Below are 18,877 nucleotides of genomic sequence, written 5' to 3'. Positions count from 1 at the left end.
TCGATGCGGCTTTTGGAGAGACTCTGGGGACAAAAACCCTCACGAAAATCCGATAAGAAAAAAAAAGGCACTTCTAACTATCCTTATGCCGTAACCCGTGTCCGCGCTATGAAGAGCAAGCTGCTCCCTAAAGAATCATATCCCCGGCTTCTTAATATGGGGATTGATGAAATTACCCGCTTTATCCAAGAGTCTGAATATAAAAACGACGTTGACGAACTGGCAATGAAATATAGTGGTGGCGATCTGGCAGAACATGCATTGAACAGGAATCTTGCGCTCACCTATGATAAGTTGGTAAGAATCACCTCCGGAGAGTTGAATTACCTGATTGTCGCATATCTGAAAAGATATGACATCTGGAACATAAAGACACTTCTTCGTGGTAAAATCTACAACGCATCTGCTGAAGATATCATGGAGTCTCTGATTGCTGCCGGGGAGTTTACTTACACTTCTATGTCAGAACTTGCAGCAAAGGCCACATATCAAGAAGTTATTGAGGGCTTAAAATATACCGAGTATTACCCCTTGCTGCAGAAGTTTGACGGAACTAACCTGGCATACGTAGAAAACGAGCTTGATAAGTTATATTATACAATCTTGTTTGAAGCGATCGGAAAACCAAGATCTAAGGATCGTAAGCTCTTTGTTAAAGTTGTCAGATTGGAAGTAGACGTTAAGAATTTAATTAACCTTTTCAGGCTGAAAAAAGCAGGAGTTACGCAGCTCGACGAAATCATGCCTCTCATGATTGAAGGCGGTCTTGAGTTAAAGCCCGAGAAACTGGCGTCTCTCTCATATGACGAATTTGTCAATGAGCTTCAAAGAACTCAGTACTGGGATGCAATTTCGGGCGTTACGGGTCCGGATATAACTTCTTTGACTACTCTTGAAAGCAGGCTCACAAGATATTATCTTGAATCTTCAACCATTCTTTCGCATGTATCTCCGATCTCAGTTGTACCTATTCTGGACTATATTATTCATAAAAATAATGAGGCTACTAATCTCCGGATCATTTTCAGGAGTAAAGAAGTTGGCCTCAATGATGAGTTAATCAAAGACCAGTTGGTGGTTATCTAATGGAATTAGCGGTGATCGGAAAGAGCGAGTTTGTTACAGGATTCAGACTGGCTGGTGTCAGGAAGGTTTATGAAGCCGCGGATATCGCGGCCACTGAGTCCATTGTAAAATCTGTGCTTGAAGATAAGAGTATCGGGATTCTTGTAATGCATAATGATGACATTGGTAATCTGCCGGAAATTCTAAGGAAAAACTTGAATGAGTCTGTCCAGCCTACAGTAGTAGCCCTGGGAGGCAGTGGATCAGGCTCGAGTTTAAGAGATAAGATAAAACAAGCGGTAGGTGTTGATCTGTGGAAGTAAAAGGTGAAATTTATCGTGTGGCTGGGCCTGTCGTCACCGCTATCGGCTTGCAGGCAAAAATGTATGACCTGGTCAAAGTCGGTAATGAAGGTTTAATGGGTGAAGTCATCCAGATATTGGGGCCCAAGACCATCATCCAGGTATACGAAGAAACCGCAGGCATCAAGCCAGGAGAACCCTGTGTATCTACAGGTATGTCTCTGTCCGTGGAGCTTGGTCCGGGTCTTCTTTCCAGTATTTATGACGGTGTTCAAAGGCCTCTACACGTTCTGCTTGAGAAGATGGGTAACTTCATTCAGAGAGGTGTCAGCGCAGATGGGCTTGATCACAAGAAACTCTGGGAGTTTAAACCCATTGTCAAGAAAGGCGACATCGTAAAAGGCGGAGAAGTAATCGGTGTTGTACAGGAAACCGTGAATATTGAACATAAGATCATGGTGCCTCCTGACATCTCAGGTACAATTGCCGACATTAAGAGCGGAAGCTTTACGGTAATAGATACAGTCTGTACCCTTACTGATGGGACCGAATTGCAGATGATGCAGAAGTGGCCTGTCAGGAGACCCAGGCCTGTAAGGGCAAAACTTACTCCAGAAAGGCCTCTGGTTACAGGACAGAGAATCCTTGACGGTCTTTTCCCTGTAGCAAAAGGCGGAACTGCTGCAATTCCCGGACCTTTCGGATCTGGAAAGACTGTTACTCAGCAGCAGCTTGCAAAGTGGAGTGACACTGAAATTGTGGTTTACATCGGTTGTGGTGAGCGCGGAAACGAAATGGCAGACGTTCTTAGTGAATTCCCAGAACTCGAAGACCCGCAGACCGGCCGCCCACTGATGGAGCGTACTGTTCTTATCGCTAACACTTCAAACATGCCTGTGGCTGCAAGAGAAGCATCTGTGTACACCGGAATTACCATTGCAGAATACTTCCGTGACATGGGATTAGATGTCTCCCTTATGGCAGACTCCACCTCAAGGTGGGCAGAAGCTATGAGAGAAATTTCCTCCCGTCTGGAAGAAATGCCTGGTGAAGAAGGTTACCCAGCATACCTGTCTGCAAGGCTTGCCGAATTCTACGAGCGTTCCGGTGTTGCAGAATCACTTTGCGGTGAGAAAGGTTCCATTACTGTCATTGGAGCAGTATCTCCACCTGGCGGTGACTTCTCAGAGCCTGTTACGCAGAACACCCTGCGTATCGTGAAAGTGTTCTGGGCTCTCGATGCCAAGCTATCTCAGAGGCGTCACTTCCCGGCTATCAACTGGCTGAACAGTTACAGTCTGTACAAGGAAAGCCTTAACGACTGGTTTACAGACAATGTGGCTCCTGACTATGTGGCTCTGAGAGAAAGAGCAATGGAAATGCTTCAGACAGAATCCGAACTGCAGGAAATCGTGCAGCTCGTAGGTTCCGACGCTCTGCCAGACGATCAGCAGCTTCTGCTTGAAATTTGCCGTATGATAAGGGAAATCTTCCTGCAGCAGAATGCATTCCACCCGATAGATACCTACAGCCCCTTCTCTGAGCAGTACAGGATCATGCAGGCAATAATGAAGTACGGAGATGCTGCACAGGAAGCTTTGAAATCAGGTGTTCCAGTCTCGGAAATTGTCAAGATGTCGTCCAAGGATGAGCTTCCGAAGGTTAAGTTCGAGGAGAACTTCGATGCTGCTATGAATGCTGTACTGGCAAAGATGGATAAAGAGTTTGCATCCCTGAGAGGTAGGTAAGCATGGTAAAAGAGTATAAGACAATCACTCAGATTGCAGGACCTCTTGTCTTTGTTGAAAAAACAGAGCCTGTAGGCTATAAAGAAATCGTTACTATCAACCTTCCTGACGGAACAACCCGAAGAGGCGAGGTGCTGGACTCATCTACAGATATTGTCGTTATCCAGATTTTTGAAGGTACTGGTAGTCTGGACAAGGAATGTGGTGTAGTCTTCACAGGGGAAACCCTGAAGCTCCCTGCATCCATCGATCTCCTTGGAAGGATCCTTTCAGGTTCAGGAGAACCTCTTGACGGCGGGCCCAGGATTGTGCCTGACCAGCTTCTGGATATCAACGGAGCGGCAATGAACCCATACGCCAGGCTGCCTCCAAAGGATTTCATTCAGACTGGTATCTCCACAATCGACGGAACAAACACCCTTGTCCGTGGACAGAAACTGCCTATTTTCTCAGCTTCAGGTCTCCCACACAACGAAATTGCTCTGCAGATTGCAAGACAGGCGGCTGTGCCTGGATCAGAAGCGGCTTTCGCAGTAGTTTTCGCAGCAATGGGTATTACCAATGAAGAAGCCCAGTACTTCATGAGCGACTTCGAAAAGACCGGCGCTCTTGAAAGGGCTGTGGTGTTCCTGAATCTGGCAGATGACCCTGCTGTCGAACGTATTGTCACTCCTCGTATGGCTCTGACTGCAGCTGAATATCTGGCATACGAACACGGCATGCACGTTCTTGTTATTCTGACCGACATTACTAACTATGCAGAAGCTCTCCGTCAGATGGGTGCCGCCCGTAACGAAGTTCCTGGCCGTCGTGGGTATCCTGGTTACATGTACACTGACCTTGCAACTCTCTACGAGCGCGCAGGTATTGTAAAGGGAGCAAAGGGATCAGTTACGCAGATTCCAATTCTTTCGATGCCTGGTGACGATATTACCCACCCGATTCCTGACCTGTCCGGGTATATTACTGAAGGACAGATTGTGGTTTCAAGAGAATTGCATAGGAAAGGTATCTACCCGCCAATTAATGTGTTGCCATCCCTATCAAGGCTGATGAACTCCGGTATCGGAGCAGGCAAGACCAGGGAAGACCACAAGGCAGTTTCTGACCAGATGTACGCAGGTTATGCAGAAGGGCGTGACCTGAGAGGTCTAGTGGCTATCGTCGGTAAAGAAGCTCTGTCTGAGAGAGATATCAAGTTCCTTGAGTTTGCCGACCTCTTCGAACAGAAGTTCGTTACACAGGGCAGAAACGAAAACAGGACAATTGCAGATACACTGGATATTGGATGGAATATTCTTGCACACCTGCCTGAAAACCAGCTGGGTAGGATTGACAACAAGTACATCCAGAAATACCATCCTGCACACAGAAAGGGTCAGTGATTACCATGGCTCAAGACGTAAAACCAACTCGATCGGAGCTAATCGAGCTCAAGAAAAAAATCAAGCTCTCTGAAAGTGGCCACAAGCTCCTTAAGATGAAGAGAGATGGTCTTATTCTTGAGTTCTTTAAGATCCTTAACGAGGCAAGGAACGTCAGAACCGAACTGGATGCTGCCTATCTAAGCGCTGCAGAAAAAATCAATCTCGCCTCTGCTGTAAACGGAATGGTTGCGGTCAAATCAACCGCTTTTACAGCGAAGGAATCTCCCGAAATCCAGCTTTCAGGCCACAACATCATGGGTGTCGTGGTGCCAAAAATCAGTTCTACAGGCGTCCACAAATCTCTCATTGAGAGAGGTTACGGTATCGTTGGGACAAATTCATATATTGATGAGTCTGCAGATGCCTATGAGGTCCTGGTAGAAAAGATTATAACGGCAGCAGAGCTGGAAACTACAATGAAGAGACTTCTTGATGAAATCGAGAAGACAAAAAGGCGTGTAAACGCTCTTGAATTCAAAGTGATTCCAGACCTCATTGCAACCATGAAGTTTATCCGCTTTACTCTTGAAGAGATGGAAAGGGAGAATACGTTCCGGTTGAAGAGAATCAAAGCAAGAACTAAATCTTGATTTGAATATGGCAGCGTGTGATGATCAACCTAATCTGGTTGAAAGAGCAGTATTTAAATTAGCTGAACCCAAAAACCAGGCCCGCCTATTGCAGGTGGCCTGGAGAATTTCTCTTCTTATGATGGTTCTGGGGTTCATCATTATAATAAGAACAATTAATCCAGACTTTCTGTGACCTGAATTTCAGGATGATTCATATCCTGAATTCAGCCACAGACTTCTGTTTTTAGTCGAAATTATCTCATTTAAGATATCATTTCTATGTTTATTTTTAACAAATGTTCTTTTTTGGTGTAGTTAGATTGAGGTTTGCATGTCTTCTATGCTTACAATCCGCAGTTCAAATCTTAATCCACTTCTGATATTGTTGGACATTTTTATTATTTAGAAAGCTATTTTAACGACAAACAGTAATCTCTAATTTATATGCAAAACGAAGCAAGGCTTCTCCATATTACTGGTACTGTACAGGGAGTAGGTTTTCGCCCTTTTATATATCAGCTTGCAAAATCTTATGGGCTTTTCGGATACGTGAAAAATCTGGGAAATTATGTGGAAATCCTCATAGAAGGGAATCAGGAAAGCCTTGACAATTTTGTTGGAGATCTTCCGAAAAAAAAACCTCCTCTTGCCAAAATTACAGAAATAAAAACAAAAAATGTTCCTTTTTCCGGATATTCCAAATTTATTATCGTGCCCAGCGAATCCGGAGTTTTTGAAAACTCAATAATTCCTCCTGATACGGCAATTTGCGAACAGTGCAGGTCTGAGATTTTTGATCCTTCTTCCAGATATTACCATTATCCCTTTACAGTCTGCACAAACTGCGGGCCCAGATATACGACAGTCCGAACTCTTCCTTATGACCGGGAAAATACGACGATGGTTGATTTTCCTCTTTGCCCTGAGTGCAAAGCCGAGTATACCGACCCTCTCAACCGTAGATACCATGCCCAGCCTGTATGCTGCCCAAAATGCGGGCCAGAGATCTGGCTTTCGGATTCCAAAAGAAATATCCTGGCAAAAGGGTATAAAGCAATTACTGAAGCCTCGGAGCTCCTACAGCAGGGATCAATTCTTGCTATAAAAGGATTTGGGGGCTTCCATATTGCCTGTAATGCACGAAAGGAGGAACCTGTAAAGGAACTTAGAAGACGGTTAAGCCGTCCGGAACAACCTTTTGCGGTTATGGTAAAAAATGATGCTGTTGCAGAAACCTTTGCAGAACTTGAAGGCGCAGGCAGGGAATATTTAACTTCTCACCGCAGGCCTATTACCGTGCTTCCAAGGTCAAAGGAATCCAGTCTGCCAGAATCGGTTACCCCTGGCCTGCACAATATAGGGATTATGCTTCCCTATACAGGCACGCAGAATCTGCTTTTTGACTGCGTACATGATGCTGTATATGTTATGACTTCAGCAAACCTTCCCGGAAGGCCTATGGTTGTCGAAAATAACGAGGCTCTTGAGAAACTTAAAGGGATTGCCGATTATCACCTGCTGCACAACAGGGTTATTGCAAATAGAAACGATGATACCGTTATTCGTATTGTGAATGGAAGAGCAGCGTTTATTCGGCGTTCCCGGGGCTTTGTGCCTGAACCTATAGAGTTACCTTTTGAAGTCGAAGCTTCTATAGGGGTGGGGGCTGAAATGAATTCTACGGTTACTGTGTCGAAAGGAAAGCTTGCCTATATCTCTCAGTATATAGGAAATACCAGTCATGTGGAAACTTTCAGGTATCACTCCGAAGTTGTCAGGCACCTTATCCGACTTACCGGAATCGAGCCCCTTTATTGGGGATGTGACCTTCATCCTTCATTTAACACAACTCGCTTTGCACTAAAAATGGGAGGGGAGAATACCCTTCAGGTTCAACATCATCAAGCCCACATGTTGGCTCTTATGGCTGACAACTCGCTACCTATCGATTCTCGAATTCTTGGAATTGCTCTTGACGGAGTAGGATATGGCGCTGACGGTACAATTTGGGGAGGGGAACTCTTTGAATCCTCTTACTTTGGATATGAGCGCATCGGGAATTTACTCCCTCAGCCGATGCCAGGGGGAGATCTTGCCTCTAGGGTACCTTCAAGAATGGTTCTGGGAATCCTTTTTGAGAAACTTGGAAGAGCCGAGCTGGAAAAACTCCCTCTTGAGTTCCCTCAAGGATCCATGGAGTTTTCAACAGTAATGAAACAACTTGAGACTGGAGTCAATGTTGTCCGAAGCAGCAGTACAGGACGAGTACTAGATTCAGCGGCTGCCTTGCTTGGTATATGCAAGATGAGAACCTATGAAGGGGAACCGGCAATGAAACTCGAATCTGCCGCAACGAAGAGTACCCATGTCGTAGATCTTCCTGTAGTCTTCAGAAATGAAAAAACCTCCGAAGTTCCTGTACTCGATACCACCGAACTTCTTTTGGGGGTATATGAGCTTTCCGGCAAGTATTCTCCTGCTGATCTTGCTTTTGCAGTTGAAGAGAACCTTGCTAGGGGAATTTCTGAACTTGCCATCTCGCTTGCCACAAAAAAGGGGCTTGTAAAGATAGGTCTGAGTGGTGGAGTTGCTTACAATAATCACATCACTTCATGCATTGCAGGAACTGTTACAGAAGCAGGTTTTGAATTCCTAGCCCACCGCCAAGTTCCTTGTGGAGACGGATGTATTTCATTTGGGCAGGCTCTTGCGGCAGGATTGAACATAAATACCAGAGAGTAAGTTTTAAAAGCTTTCCTATCCACTTCTCTCTCTATTTCTTAGTAACTATGTTTATCTTTTCATTAGAAAGCTTGGATTTAGAAACTTTCCAGTATTCCTCTACTCATTTATTCTTTTTTCGTAAATCCCGTGTATTAATATAATGATTATACTGAAATTTGATCAGAATAACTGAAATACAAAATTAAATAAATGATACATGCTTAGATAAGAAAGGGAGCATAAATGGGGCTAGGTAGTGTACGCATCAGAGTCGTAACAAGCAGGGATGAGATTCCCGGCCTGGAGGCAGAGGAAAAGGCAGTACATCTTGCTTTTAGGCCTTCGGACCGAGATCTGTTTAGTCTGGTAAAGACATGTCCCGAGATAGAATTGCTTCAGCTTCCCGCATCTTCCTACGAAGGACTTTCTAAATTTATCAAGATGTACCTCACTTCTTCAGGTATTCATCTGATAAAAGGAGATGTCAGCGGGCACTGGCACGATCTTAATAATTATTTCGTAATACCTGCTTACGTGCTTGAAAAAATAAACGAATTAAAAGTTCAAGGAAGAACCGAGGAAGAAATAATTGGTGAAATTATAAATATAAGAAAAATTAGCCCTGATATGATTCTGCACTTGCTACATAGCTCTTTTCTGCCTTCAGGCCCGGAGCGGCCACGAATGAACAAAGTTTAAATAGAATAATTCTGGCTTACTTCTTCAGGTGGCTTACAGGCGTTTCCACCATTTCCTTGAGGCTTTCTGTTCTTCTATCTGTCTTAACCCCTCAGATGCTAACTTCTGCTGCATCCGATATTTTCGGTTTTCCTCACTAACTTTTGAAAATGCTTCTTCTTTGCTTGCTAGGGTTCCTTTTAATTGTTTTATAAATTCTTCCTTTTCTCTTAGCTGGACTGCCAGTTTTTCTTCTCCTTCAGTGGCTGAGAGCTGCTTCTCAAGCTTTTTTACTTTTTCTCCAGCTGTAGCAAGCATACTTTCCATAGTGTTTATTTTTCTTTCCTTCAAGGCAAGTTTCTCTTCAATTTTTCTCATCTCCCCGGCCTTTGTAATAACCTCTTCAGCCAGGGTCTTAAGATCTTTATCTTTTATGGAGATACTTACCTCAAGTTCTTCTATTTCTCTTTCTTTTGCTGAAAGTTCTTCTGTAAGGGTCTTTATATTTTCCACTTTTTCCCTTAGTTTTTCAGTAAAGCCCTCGATCTCCTCTCCTTTTTCTATGAGCCTGGACTCAAGACGTTGGGCTTCTTCACTCTTATCAGTAAACTTTTCTTGAAGGACTTGCAGTTCCGAATCCTTTTCGAGAAGAAAGTTTTCACGTGCTTTAAGCTCTATTTTTAGTCTGCCTATTTCTTCGTCCCTACCTGCAACCTGTTCTTCAAGTTCTTTTATTTTCTGGATTTTTACTTCAATCTCTATTTCCAGGTTTCTCGGTTCGGTCTGCTTGCTGTCAGGATGAAGATAAAATGAGTTTATTCCTGGGCTTTCTTTATTCTCTTCTGCGCTAAAAGCCGGAGAAATTTCGTTTTCACTTTCACAAGTCTGCAGTTCTTTTTCCTCTGTCTGCAGTTCTTTTTCCTCTGAAAGGAGACTGATCTGCCCTCGTGTGTTTTCACAAATCTCAGCCCAGGCAAGTACGGAAGCTACCGTATTTATTCTCTTAAAAACCGCATCGCCTACCCTGCAGCCGTAAACTTTGCTGGCAATATAACCCTCAAGGGTATCCAGACCAAGGTTTGGATCTCCTAATCTCGAATTTGTTGCGTTTCCCTTCTTTACTTTCCCGCCATTTTCCTTTATACAGTTGACGGATTCTGAAAAAATATTCCAGGGTAAGAATGGATCTTTTTTTAGATTGTCAACATAGACTCCATCCGCTTCGGATCGGGCTTCAAAAAATTGCTTCCCGCTCATCAGCGGAATCTTTGCCGGATTTCCTTTCTTATCAAATTGATTTTTTATTTTTGAGATAACAGGATCTTCCATGCATGAGCCTCTTCAAAATGATACCTGAAGTATATTGAATATGTCATTTTATAAAAGTTGTGTGATTTTACGCTTTACAGAATAAGGAAAATTAAAAAAATAATCTCTTCTTTTTCTTTTTCAAAATCAATGCCTTATTGAAAAATCAACTACGTTGATTCTGTAAACGACCTGATAAAGAATCAGTAGTTCAGCTTTTTTAAGGGGCTGTTCGCAGAATTCACGAGTTCTCTATTCAAAGGATCTTTCTCTTTTCTCTATCCTTTCTTTTTTATTCTGGGCTCTTTTGAAAAACAGCTCTTTAATTTTATGCCTATTACTTGATTTATTAAATAATAGTGATTTTTTAATACCTTTTTTATTTTAGTAGGTAACTTTCATTTTATTAAAGATCTGCGCTTTTTCGATGACGGTTACTATATCTATTTTTGAATCTTATACTAAATTGCTTTTATGAGAACCCAGGAAGATCCGGATCGTTTCCCAATTATTTTTCGTACGCATTGTAAGTTCTTGAATCTTTAAATGTGGAGTATTAGTATAATTTTATGAGGTGTCGAAATGGAGGATTTGCCGGAAGAAGTCCAAGGATTAATCGAAGAACTAGATGAAGCAGCAGAAGATGAGGATCTGGATAAAATCGAAGATCTTACTCAGAAGCTTTTGAAAACGGGAGTTGATCTGGAAGCAATCACTCTTAAAAAACTCTCTTTTCTCGTGATGGAAGGTGAGGAAGAAATGGCTCAGGGTTGGACAAGGGTGGCAATTCAGGTTGGTCTCGATCCCTTTAAGACCCTTATCGAGGGACTTGCTGAGGGCATGAACCTCATTGGTAAGAAATACGAACAAGGAGAAGCTTTCGTTCCTCAACTTCTGATAGCTTCAAGTGCAATGTATGGTGGTATGGATCTTCTTGAACCTTATCTGAAACGGGAAGAAGACCATACTTCAAAGCCTGTGACTGTTGTTATCGGTACTGTTGAGGGTGACGTCCATGATATAGGGAAAAGCCTTGTAAAAACCCTGCTAAGTGCAAACGGCTTCAACTGTGTTGATCTTGGAAATGACGTCCCTGCTTCAAAGTTTATTGAAGCTGCAAAGGAAAATAGGGCAACAGCGATCTCCATGAGCACCTTGATGACCACTACTATGGCTGAGATGCCAAGGGTTATTAAAATGCTTAAAGAAGAAGGCATAAGGGATAAAGTAATGGTGATGGTTGGCGGTGCTCCGGTAACAACAGAATATGCTTCTCAGGTAGGGGCAGATGTTTCCCCCCATGATGCAGCTAGTGCAGCAACCTGGTTAAAGTCATCTGTCAATGATTTCCCGCCTGAATGTGCAAGATGGAATTGAGTACTTATATGTTTTGTTTTCAGGAATACTTATTCTTGCTTCAAATATTAACACAAAAAGAAAAGGAGATAATAAATGGTAGCTGAGATGACCTCAAAAGAAAGGGTCCTTGCAATGCTTAACAGAAAACAGGTTGACAGGATTCCTGCGATTACAGGTTCTACCATGGTCAAGGAATATATCGAGAAAAGCGGAGGTTCCTGGCCTGATTACCACTCGAATGCAGAGATGATGGTCAATACTGCAGGTCTCATGCATACAGATGCCGGGCTTGACAACGTTGTCGTGCCTTTTGGTATGTTTATAGAGTCTCATGCTCTTGGCCTTGATGTAAAAATGGGAAGAATCGATATCCAGCCCTCAGTAAGGAGCTTTTTCAGTAAGCCAGAAGAGGTAAAATACGACAACTTCCTCGAAGATAAGTATGTGAAGACTACCCTTGATGCTATTAAGCTGGCAAAAGAAAAATTCCCAGATGCAGCTATCACTGCTTTTCTCGTTGCTCCCGTAACACTTGCAGGCGACCTTATGGGAGCTGAGAATCTTTCCATGCTTAGCATCAAATGTCTTCAGAAGGAAAAACAGATGCAGAAGATGAAGGAATGGATCTCTGTTGCCCTCGAGATTAACAAGATTTATGCCAGAGCTTGTATTGAAGCCGGTGCAGATGCTCTTTATTATTCCGATGCATCCGCGTCCCCTAATCTCGTAATGCCTGAGTTCTACTATGAAATAGGCGTTCCAGCAGAAAAGGAGCTTGGAGATTTTGTTCACTCCCTTGGCTGCCCCTGGGAACTTCATATTTGTGGGGATACTACTCCTATTGTTGAAGGAATGTCAGCTACGGGTGCAAATTGTCTCAGTGTTGAGCAGGCAGTCAACATGAGTGAAGTTACAAAGATTGCAGGTGAAGTTCCTGTTGTTGGAAATCTTACTCCTCTACTTATGGTAGAAGGCACGGAAGAACAGATCACAGGAGCAGTTAGGAAAGCCCTTGATGGTGGAGCAAAGGGAAGTATGCTTGGTTGTGGAACTCCCCCTCTCAGCACTTCTGACAGGCTCAAAACCTGGGTCAAAGCTGTAGCTGACTGGTCAGCAGAAAAACTCTGATCAGGTTCTATAAAATTTGAAAACGGCTGTTTCAAAGATAATAATTATCAAAGTATTATCGGGTTTCATCCTAAAAAAGTGTCTAAAAATCTGGCTTTTCCTTTAAAGGATGCCTGAAATTTAGATGCCTTTATCTTATTTATTATTTTTATTTATAGCTCTAGGGAGCGATAGCTATGGGAATAAATCAAGATCAAGTGAGCAAAGTAATGAAATATCGCTGGGTAGTATTTGTCATTTTGGCTCTCGCATATTTCTTCGTATATTTCCACCGTGTTTCTACTTCAGTAGTTGCATCTGATATTATGAGTACATTCGGAGTCGGAGCTGCATCTATAGGGCTTCTTGGTTCTGCTTACTTCTATGCATATACTGCAATGCAACTTCCAAGTGGTATTCTTACTGATATCTGGGGTGTCAAAAAGACTGCAGGCGTTTTTACGCTTTTGGCTGCCCTGGGAGCTATCCTTACAGGTGTTGCATCTAGCTTCACAATGGTTCTTCTTGGAAGGGTACTCATCGGAATCGGTGTGGGAATGGTCTACATTCCCGTAATGAAGGTTCTTGCAATCTGGTTTAAGAAAAATGAGTTTGCCTCTATGTCAGGAGTTTTACTTGCAGTCGGAAACATCGGTGCTTTGAGTGCTGCAGGTCCTCTTGCAATGATGGCTGCTTTCTTTGGAGACTGGCAAAAGGTCTTCTTGATGCTTGGGATCTTTTCAGTACTACTTGCAATTGGTATTTTCACGCTTGTAAAAGAAAAGCCTGAGGATATGGGCTGTCCTTCTATTGCCGAGATTGAAGCACAAGAAAAAGGGGAAAACTATGTTGCTCCAAAGGGTGTTTCAAAGGTCCCCATGGGAGAAGCTCTCAGGCAGACTTTCAGCGCTGGAATGAAGTTCTGGCCCATTTCAATCTGGTTCTTCTTCATGTATGGGAGCCTTATGGTCTACCAGGGACTTTGGGGAGGGCCCTTTTTAAGGGACGTACTTGGTTGGGACAATGCAACTTCTGCAGGTATCCTTTCCTTAATTGCAGTTGGTATGATCTTTGGCTGCCCGATTGCCGGTTACCTTTCGGACAAGGTGCTTAAGTCCAGAAAAAAAGTCTTGATTGCAGGTACAGCCGTTTATATTGTACTCTGGGGCGTAATCTGGTCTCAGGCAGGAAACATTACAAGTACCACTGCTTATATCCTTATTCACTTCCTTTTCGGGTTCTTCGGTGGTTTCTTTGTTGTCTCCTATGCCCAGGTTAAGGAATGGTTCCCTGCATCGATTGTAGGAACCTCAACAGGTGCATATAATATTTTCCCCTTCCTTGGTGGGGCTATCTTCATGACCATAACAGGGAAGATGATGGAAGTTCCTAGCGGGACTACCGCTTCCGTAGCCCAGTATAAGTCTGTTTGGCTTCTTATGTTCGCATGCATGATTTTTGCATTCCTCTGTCTTCTGGTCTCTAAAGAGAAAGGTTCAGAAGAAGCTGCAGTACCAGTAAAAGTTACTGATATAAACGAAGCATCTGCAAGTACGCAGAGATATAGGTGAAAGTTAAATGACTTTAAATCTTCAGTACTTAAACAAAGTCTCCAGTACTTAAACAGGTCTTCCAATAATGTAAAAACTCAAAACTCAAGGTAAATTGCTCTTCGCTCAATTTGTAGAAATGGATACTTTCCCAAAAGTATAAAATTGAAGTAAAGGAATGGTTCCTTATTACAGATACTATATCCGTGTAATAAATAAATCCAGTCCTGTAAAATAAGTGTGAATTCAATCCTGCAAAAAAGCGAAGAGTTTTATTTACACTTTATCCTTTCAGGATAAGGTTGATTCTTCCTCCTAAGAAGAAAATGAACTTAACTATGTAAAGATGGATACAAAATTAAACGCTGGTGACAGTTTCTATAATTTTATTTTACAGGAACTGTCATTATATTTCCTATTTTATTCTCCAAAAATTAGTCATAATATCTATTGTTTTTTGCAGCATTTATTTTTCTATTTTCAAGTGCCTATCTAAGTGTCTACGTAAGTATTTGTCATTTTGAGGTTTCGCCATTCTGGACTAATTATCTGTCCATCTCTGATTATTTTTTTCATAAAAGACCTCTTTACAAATTCGGATATCAAAAATTTCAATTTGGTTTCTAAGTTGAAGGAAAGTTTTTAAGTTTTACTTAATATAAAAAAGATACTATCTTCTGTCTTAATGTTTTATATTATTTTTGATCACACAAAAATAATAATCTTTTTAATATAAGATCTCCATATTAATTTGTAAATATTGGATCTGTATATATATTCTTTATTATTAAAATTCTTGACTATTTTGTTATAGAAATTCATGCCTTTGCTTTATTACGTTTGAAGCTATTTCGATTTGAAGGTCATTTATAAACTCTGGTGATTGAGATTGGACCCTTCATGCCTAATAAAAACAATCTTCTTCTCTGAAAAAAGAAAAAATGTACTGGTTCTATTGTTAAGGGAAGGACCTAAGAAAATAGATGAAATCAAGGATGCACTTGATGTTAGTTCAAGCGCATTGATGCCCCAGATTAAGAAGCTTCTTAAATGGGACCTAGTTACTTACGATTCCGCAGAGGATATATATAAACTTTCAGATATGGGAGCTCTTATTGTTGAAAAAATTGAAGAGTTCCTCAATATTGTAAATATTTATGCGGAAAATCATGAATACTGGGAGACACGTGACCTTAGTGAAATCCCCTATCATATGAGGAAGCGGATTGGGAATCTGACGCACTGCGAACTTCTGGTAGCTGATCGCGATTGTCTTTTCGAATTCCATCCTACTTTTGTTGACAATCTCATTAATTCTAAACACGTTATGATGACCAGTTCTACCTTCCAACCTCAGACTGTAAGTCTGTTTTCAAAACTTCTCAAAAATAATTGCAAAATATCGGTTGTATTTACTGAGTTGATTTTTTATAAATTTCTAGATGATTTCCCTGAACAGTTTAAATGTTTCTTGTCTCATGAACATATGAGCATTTCCATTCGTAGTGGGCATATTGGACCGCTTACTCTTGTTGTCACAGATACCTTTATGGCCCTCTGGCTTTTTGACAAGAAAGGAAGGTTTGATGGGACTACTTTAATAAGCTACGAAAAAAGTGCTCTTAAATGGGGCCAGGAACTTTTTACTTATTATTCCAGTATCTCAAACATGGTTTATATCGACCATGATACCGAAAAAATGGAAGTCACCGGATACAATATTACAAAGACCAATATGTTTTGATCGGTTAGCTTTTGAAGTTTTATCGGGGCATTCTGGAGTCGATTCATTTTTTGGATTCTCTATTTTGTTCCAATCACTCCTGGGTCCTTTGTTCTTTTTCCTTTTCCTGAATTCCTTTTCCTTCTTTTTCTTAAGTTTCTACCTCATGGTAGTAGACCTATCTATTTACAAGCTTAAAGAAAATTTTAACTTTGGGTATAATTTCTAATGCAGATTAATATTAACTTACTTATAATGTTTATATCATTAATAAAAGCTTACTTATTTGACAAATGGTAAATCCTTAAACCAAAGTTAAATTATTTAATAAAAGTTAACTTATTTAATAAAAGTTAAATTATTTAATAAATGTCAAATTATTGATACATACTAATTTATTTTACAAAAGTTAATCTATTGGATATTAAACTTGCCCTGACCTGCGTAAAATAAATTATCTCCTAACAAAATTCTGATTTTTCTGCTAATTCCTTCTTCAAGTTACCTGCAAAATATTCTTAAATATTTCGTTAAGTTTCACTAAAAATACTGTTCCACATATTGATTTTTATTGCCTAGATTGAAATCTTGCAAGATTCCTGAAAGAACAAAAATAGATGTTCTTTTTAAATGATTCCGGTAATTATAGAAAAATATTTAATGAAGAATTTTTTACTATCAAGTGAAAAAAATAGATAAATCTGGAGGTTAAACTTTGAAAATAAGGGTTGTGAGTTCAAGAGAAGAAATCTTTACACTGAATCCAAATGAGAGAATAGTGCATCTGGCCTTCAGGCCTTCAAACAAGGATATTTTTTCACTGGTTGAGAACTGTCCTAAGATTGAGGTCATACAGCTTCCGAAATCTTACAGGCGCACCGTCTCAAAGTCCATAGAAATGTTCCTTGAAATGCAGCGTATCCAGCTCATAGAAGGCGATGTTTGGGGCCATAGGAAGGACATAAACGAGTACTACCGTATTCCTTCGTCAATAATTGAAGAAATAAGAGAACTGAAAATTGAAGGAAAATCCACTGAGGCTATTGAGGAAAAGGTCTCAAGGGAAAGCAAACTTAATCCTGAGATGGTTGCTTACATTATTAAAAAGGATGTTACAGCCTGAAAAGATGAAGCAGTAGCTTTAACTTTTCCTCATTTTTATTTCTTTTTACGTTTAGTTTCCTCATTTTTATTTTTTTACGTTTAGTTTCCTCATTTTTATTTTTTTACGTTTAGTTTCCTTTATTCTATGTTTATGTTCTTATTATGATCCCACTTCTTCTGTAATCTAATCTTCTTTAAAATATTTGCCTTTTTATAATCCCGCTCTTCCGTATTTTTTTACTTCATTAGCTTCCCAAATTTTGTTATTCTATTCTTTTTAATACTTCAAAATTTTTATTATCCTTTTATTTATTTCACTCCTTTATTTTCTAGGGAAATACTTTCCACTCTTTTGTGTACGTTCATGGTACAAACCAAATCGAATAGGATAAACTCTATGTTGAGTAATCTATAATATATTGTGTAAAGTAGGTTATAATTATTTATAGTAGTTAAATTTTTGAAGATTGGAGAGACACTAGTGCCGATAGGAATATAACTTTCCCGTGATGATATAAGTTGTGAGATTGTTAGTTAGCATTAGTTTTACTATGTAATAACTCGCTACTAACATTACTGGGAATAAAATAATGTAGTACAACAGGTTCATAGGCAAAATGGAAAATTTAGGAAATACATCTATAATGAGGAAATTATGAAAAATCGCATGAACTAAATATATTCCGTAAGAGTATTCTCCTGTTCTTTGAAGTACTGGAATTCTGGGCTTAAATAGTAGTATTAGGTACAAACAAAGCATAAACACACATATATGAAGTATGTGTGTACTTATCAATGTCAGCTGGTAATAATAAGGAATAGACTGTGAGAACTGTGTATTACATCTTGGATCTACACAAAGAAACATAGAAAAAAACGGCAGGCTGATGATTAAAACGCTTATTAATATAACTTTTTTCAACGACAATCTCTCTAAACTTTGGCATACTTGCTTATAATTATCATTTATATATATTCCGAATATGAAATATATCAAATACTTAAACGGAGTGTCGAGTGCAAATCCGAATGAAGGTATAAAAGATCCTAAAAAATACATTATCAGTATGGACGAAAAAAGTGCTGGGAGTGTATGTCTTTTAAAATTTTCTTTTATTATTTCGTAATAAGCAATAATTGCAGGATAAAAAATATAAAATGTCAATATCATCTTAATATACCAAAAATGACCTGCTGCGTCGAAATTAAAAATACTAGTAATTAATAAATCTAATGTTATAGTTGGAAGTAAACCTAAGTGTGAATTTACTACATAGTAGATTACTGAGAAAATGAGATAAGGAATAAGTATAACCATAAATCTTTTTTTATAAAAATCCTTCATTGGCAATTCTAATTTATATTTATTGTATAGAACAAAACCAGATACGAACACAAACATTGGTACAGCAAATCTGACTAATTCTTCGATATACATAAGAGAAAATGTCAATCCTGTAAGTTGTTTTACTCCAAGAGTATCGTCAGTGGTATGTATAATGAGTACTGCTATAATTGCAATAGCTCGTAAATAATCAATTTCTGTGAACCAATTCTGATTGTTTTTATTCACAACGAATTCTCCTTCTGGACTAGTTATAATCTCCTGTGAAAATCCTATAGATTCTGACTTTGAAACCTAGCGAAAAATAGGCTTTTTTTGCTTTGCACTACCTAACATATAATTAAAAACACATAAAAATCTTTATAACTTTCGACAAGAGCCTATATTTTGTCGGGTTAAGTCTTAACACTATATTTTTTGAAAACTCAACTGTCGTAATATCTGGCTAGCATTACAGCAAGAGCCTTGATCTCGATAGGTATTGATTGGACTGGTATTGATAGGATTAATTAACCATAAGTTCACCAATAAGTTTAATTTTAAAGGAGCTGGCAAATTTTACTCAATGAATAAATTTTATCAGAACAAAGTCCTAGATCTCTTAAGCCTTGAGCTATTCTTGGAAGAGTCTTTTGTAGAACTCTTGGAATACAATAAAAATGTATCTATTTTGAATGTTTTGAGCAATCTCTCTTCTGTTTGTGACTACAAAAAGATAAGACTAAGTATCAGTCTTCCACGAAACTGAATATAAATTGGGATAATACTCTATAAGATCTTTATAGAAAAACCGCTGAAATAATAAATCTCAAGAAAGTGCAAAGAACACAAATTATTACATTAAGTAACATCAAGTATCTGTGTT

15 protein-coding genes are annotated in these 18,877 nt (G+C 39.8%); 13 read left to right on the top strand and 2 right to left on the bottom strand.

Annotation, left to right across the window (positions count from 1 at the left end; all coding sequences use genetic code 11):
• The first annotated feature begins 3 nt into the window (after positions 1 to 3).
• The 8 genes from BP861_RS07550 (at position 4) to BP861_RS07515 (ending at position 8,537) form a co-directional block, all read left to right on the top strand.
• Positions 4 to 1,086: a V-type ATP synthase subunit C gene (locus BP861_RS07550; RefSeq protein ID WP_292374048.1), complete on the top strand. Its 1,083-nt coding sequence runs from the start codon at positions 4 to 6 to the stop codon at positions 1,084 to 1,086.
• A complete protein-coding gene (locus BP861_RS07545) occupies positions 1,086 to 1,388 on the top strand; it encodes a V-type ATP synthase subunit F (RefSeq protein WP_292374046.1) in 303 nt (100 codons plus the stop codon). Before BP861_RS07550 ends, BP861_RS07545 begins: the two co-directional genes overlap by 1 nt.
• A complete protein-coding gene (locus BP861_RS07540) occupies positions 1,379 to 3,115 on the top strand; it encodes an ATP synthase subunit A (protein WP_292374045.1) in 1,737 nt (578 codons plus the stop codon). The genes BP861_RS07545 and BP861_RS07540 overlap by 10 nt, the downstream gene beginning before the upstream one ends.
• Positions 3,116 to 3,117: 2 nt before the next feature.
• The gene (locus BP861_RS07535) at positions 3,118 to 4,500 is read left to right on the top strand and encodes an ATP synthase subunit B (protein ID WP_292374043.1); all 1,383 of its coding nucleotides are present in this window, start codon (positions 3,118 to 3,120) and stop codon (positions 4,498 to 4,500) included.
• A gap of 5 nt (positions 4,501 to 4,505) precedes the next feature.
• Complete coding sequence (locus BP861_RS07530; protein ID WP_292374042.1) at positions 4,506 to 5,132, top strand: V-type ATP synthase subunit D; 627 nt, start codon at positions 4,506 to 4,508, stop codon at positions 5,130 to 5,132.
• Between the two features lie 7 nt (positions 5,133 to 5,139).
• Positions 5,140 to 5,307 (top strand): hypothetical protein, encoded by a 168-nt coding sequence (locus BP861_RS07525; RefSeq protein WP_292374040.1) that lies wholly within the window; start codon positions 5,140 to 5,142, stop codon positions 5,305 to 5,307.
• Between the two features lie 251 nt (positions 5,308 to 5,558).
• Positions 5,559 to 7,856 carry a carbamoyltransferase HypF gene (gene hypF / locus BP861_RS07520; protein ID WP_292374038.1) on the top strand — a complete coding sequence of 766 codons (2,298 nt, stop codon included), beginning with the start codon at positions 5,559 to 5,561 and terminating at the stop codon, positions 7,854 to 7,856.
• A 225-nt stretch (positions 7,857 to 8,081) separates the two neighbouring features.
• Complete coding sequence (locus tag BP861_RS07515; protein ID WP_292374036.1) at positions 8,082 to 8,537, top strand: DUF1699 family protein; 456 nt, start codon at positions 8,082 to 8,084, stop codon at positions 8,535 to 8,537.
• Positions 8,538 to 8,570: 33 nt separating this feature from the next.
• Here the strand turns inward: BP861_RS07515 and BP861_RS07510 are convergent, their stop codons facing one another.
• Positions 8,571 to 9,845: a chromosome segregation ATPase gene (locus BP861_RS07510; RefSeq protein ID WP_292374034.1), complete on the bottom strand. Its 1,275-nt coding sequence runs from the start codon at positions 9,843 to 9,845 to the stop codon at positions 8,571 to 8,573.
• Between the two features lie 561 nt (positions 9,846 to 10,406).
• Between BP861_RS07510 and BP861_RS07505 the strand changes: the two genes are divergently transcribed.
• From BP861_RS07505 to BP861_RS07485, 5 genes are all read left to right on the top strand, one after another.
• Positions 10,407 to 11,201, top strand: coding sequence for a corrinoid protein (locus BP861_RS07505; RefSeq protein ID WP_292374033.1), 795 nt, complete (start codon positions 10,407 to 10,409; stop codon positions 11,199 to 11,201).
• Between the two features lie 75 nt (positions 11,202 to 11,276).
• Positions 11,277 to 12,311, top strand: a complete 1,035-nt coding sequence (locus BP861_RS07500; RefSeq protein WP_292374032.1) for a uroporphyrinogen decarboxylase family protein — start codon at positions 11,277 to 11,279, stop codon at positions 12,309 to 12,311.
• Positions 12,312 to 12,487: 176 nt separating this feature from the next.
• A complete protein-coding gene (locus BP861_RS07495; protein WP_292374030.1) occupies positions 12,488 to 13,861 on the top strand; it encodes an MFS transporter in 1,374 nt (457 codons plus the stop codon).
• 868 nt (positions 13,862 to 14,729) lie between these two features.
• Positions 14,730 to 15,584 carry a helix-turn-helix transcriptional regulator gene (locus tag BP861_RS07490; protein WP_292374028.1) on the top strand — a complete coding sequence of 285 codons (855 nt, stop codon included), beginning with the start codon at positions 14,730 to 14,732 and terminating at the stop codon, positions 15,582 to 15,584.
• Positions 15,585 to 16,278: 694 nt separating this feature from the next.
• Positions 16,279 to 16,686 carry a DUF1699 family protein gene (locus tag BP861_RS07485; RefSeq protein ID WP_292374026.1) on the top strand — a complete coding sequence of 136 codons (408 nt, stop codon included), beginning with the start codon at positions 16,279 to 16,281 and terminating at the stop codon, positions 16,684 to 16,686.
• A gap of 459 nt (positions 16,687 to 17,145) precedes the next feature.
• On the opposite strand, the gene BP861_RS16100 is transcribed toward BP861_RS07485, so the two are convergent.
• Complete coding sequence (locus BP861_RS16100; RefSeq protein WP_394339166.1) at positions 17,146 to 18,240, bottom strand: acyltransferase; 1,095 nt, start codon at positions 18,238 to 18,240, stop codon at positions 17,146 to 17,148.
• Positions 18,241 to 18,877 lie beyond the last annotated feature (637 nt).

This window comes from Methanosarcina sp. UBA411 (assembly GCF_002495725.1).
In the GTDB taxonomy this organism is placed as follows: Archaea; Halobacteriota; Methanosarcinia; order Methanosarcinales; family Methanosarcinaceae; genus Methanosarcina.
Note: the sequence above shows the minus strand (reverse complement) of the source record. Positions and strands in the feature narration are given on the sequence as shown.

Coding starts and splice junctions, on each gene's coding strand:
- BP861_RS07550 (WP_292374048.1), top strand. CDS start 4: ATGCGGCTTTTGGAGAGACTCTGGGGACAAAAACCCTCACGAAAATCC.
- BP861_RS07545 (WP_292374046.1), top strand. CDS start 1,086: ATGGAATTAGCGGTGATCGGAAAGAGCGAGTTTGTTACAGGATTCAGA.
- BP861_RS07535 (WP_292374043.1), top strand. CDS start 3,118: ATGGTAAAAGAGTATAAGACAATCACTCAGATTGCAGGACCTCTTGTC.
- BP861_RS07530 (WP_292374042.1), top strand. CDS start 4,506: ATGGCTCAAGACGTAAAACCAACTCGATCGGAGCTAATCGAGCTCAAG.
- BP861_RS07525 (WP_292374040.1), top strand. CDS start 5,140: ATGGCAGCGTGTGATGATCAACCTAATCTGGTTGAAAGAGCAGTATTT.
- hypF (WP_292374038.1), top strand. CDS start 5,559: ATGCAAAACGAAGCAAGGCTTCTCCATATTACTGGTACTGTACAGGGA.
- BP861_RS07515 (WP_292374036.1), top strand. CDS start 8,082: ATGGGGCTAGGTAGTGTACGCATCAGAGTCGTAACAAGCAGGGATGAG.
- BP861_RS07510 (WP_292374034.1), bottom strand. CDS start 9,845: ATGGAAGATCCTGTTATCTCAAAAATAAAAAATCAATTTGATAAGAAA.
- BP861_RS07505 (WP_292374033.1), top strand. CDS start 10,407: ATGGAGGATTTGCCGGAAGAAGTCCAAGGATTAATCGAAGAACTAGAT.
- BP861_RS07500 (WP_292374032.1), top strand. CDS start 11,277: ATGGTAGCTGAGATGACCTCAAAAGAAAGGGTCCTTGCAATGCTTAAC.
- BP861_RS07495 (WP_292374030.1), top strand. CDS start 12,488: ATGGGAATAAATCAAGATCAAGTGAGCAAAGTAATGAAATATCGCTGG.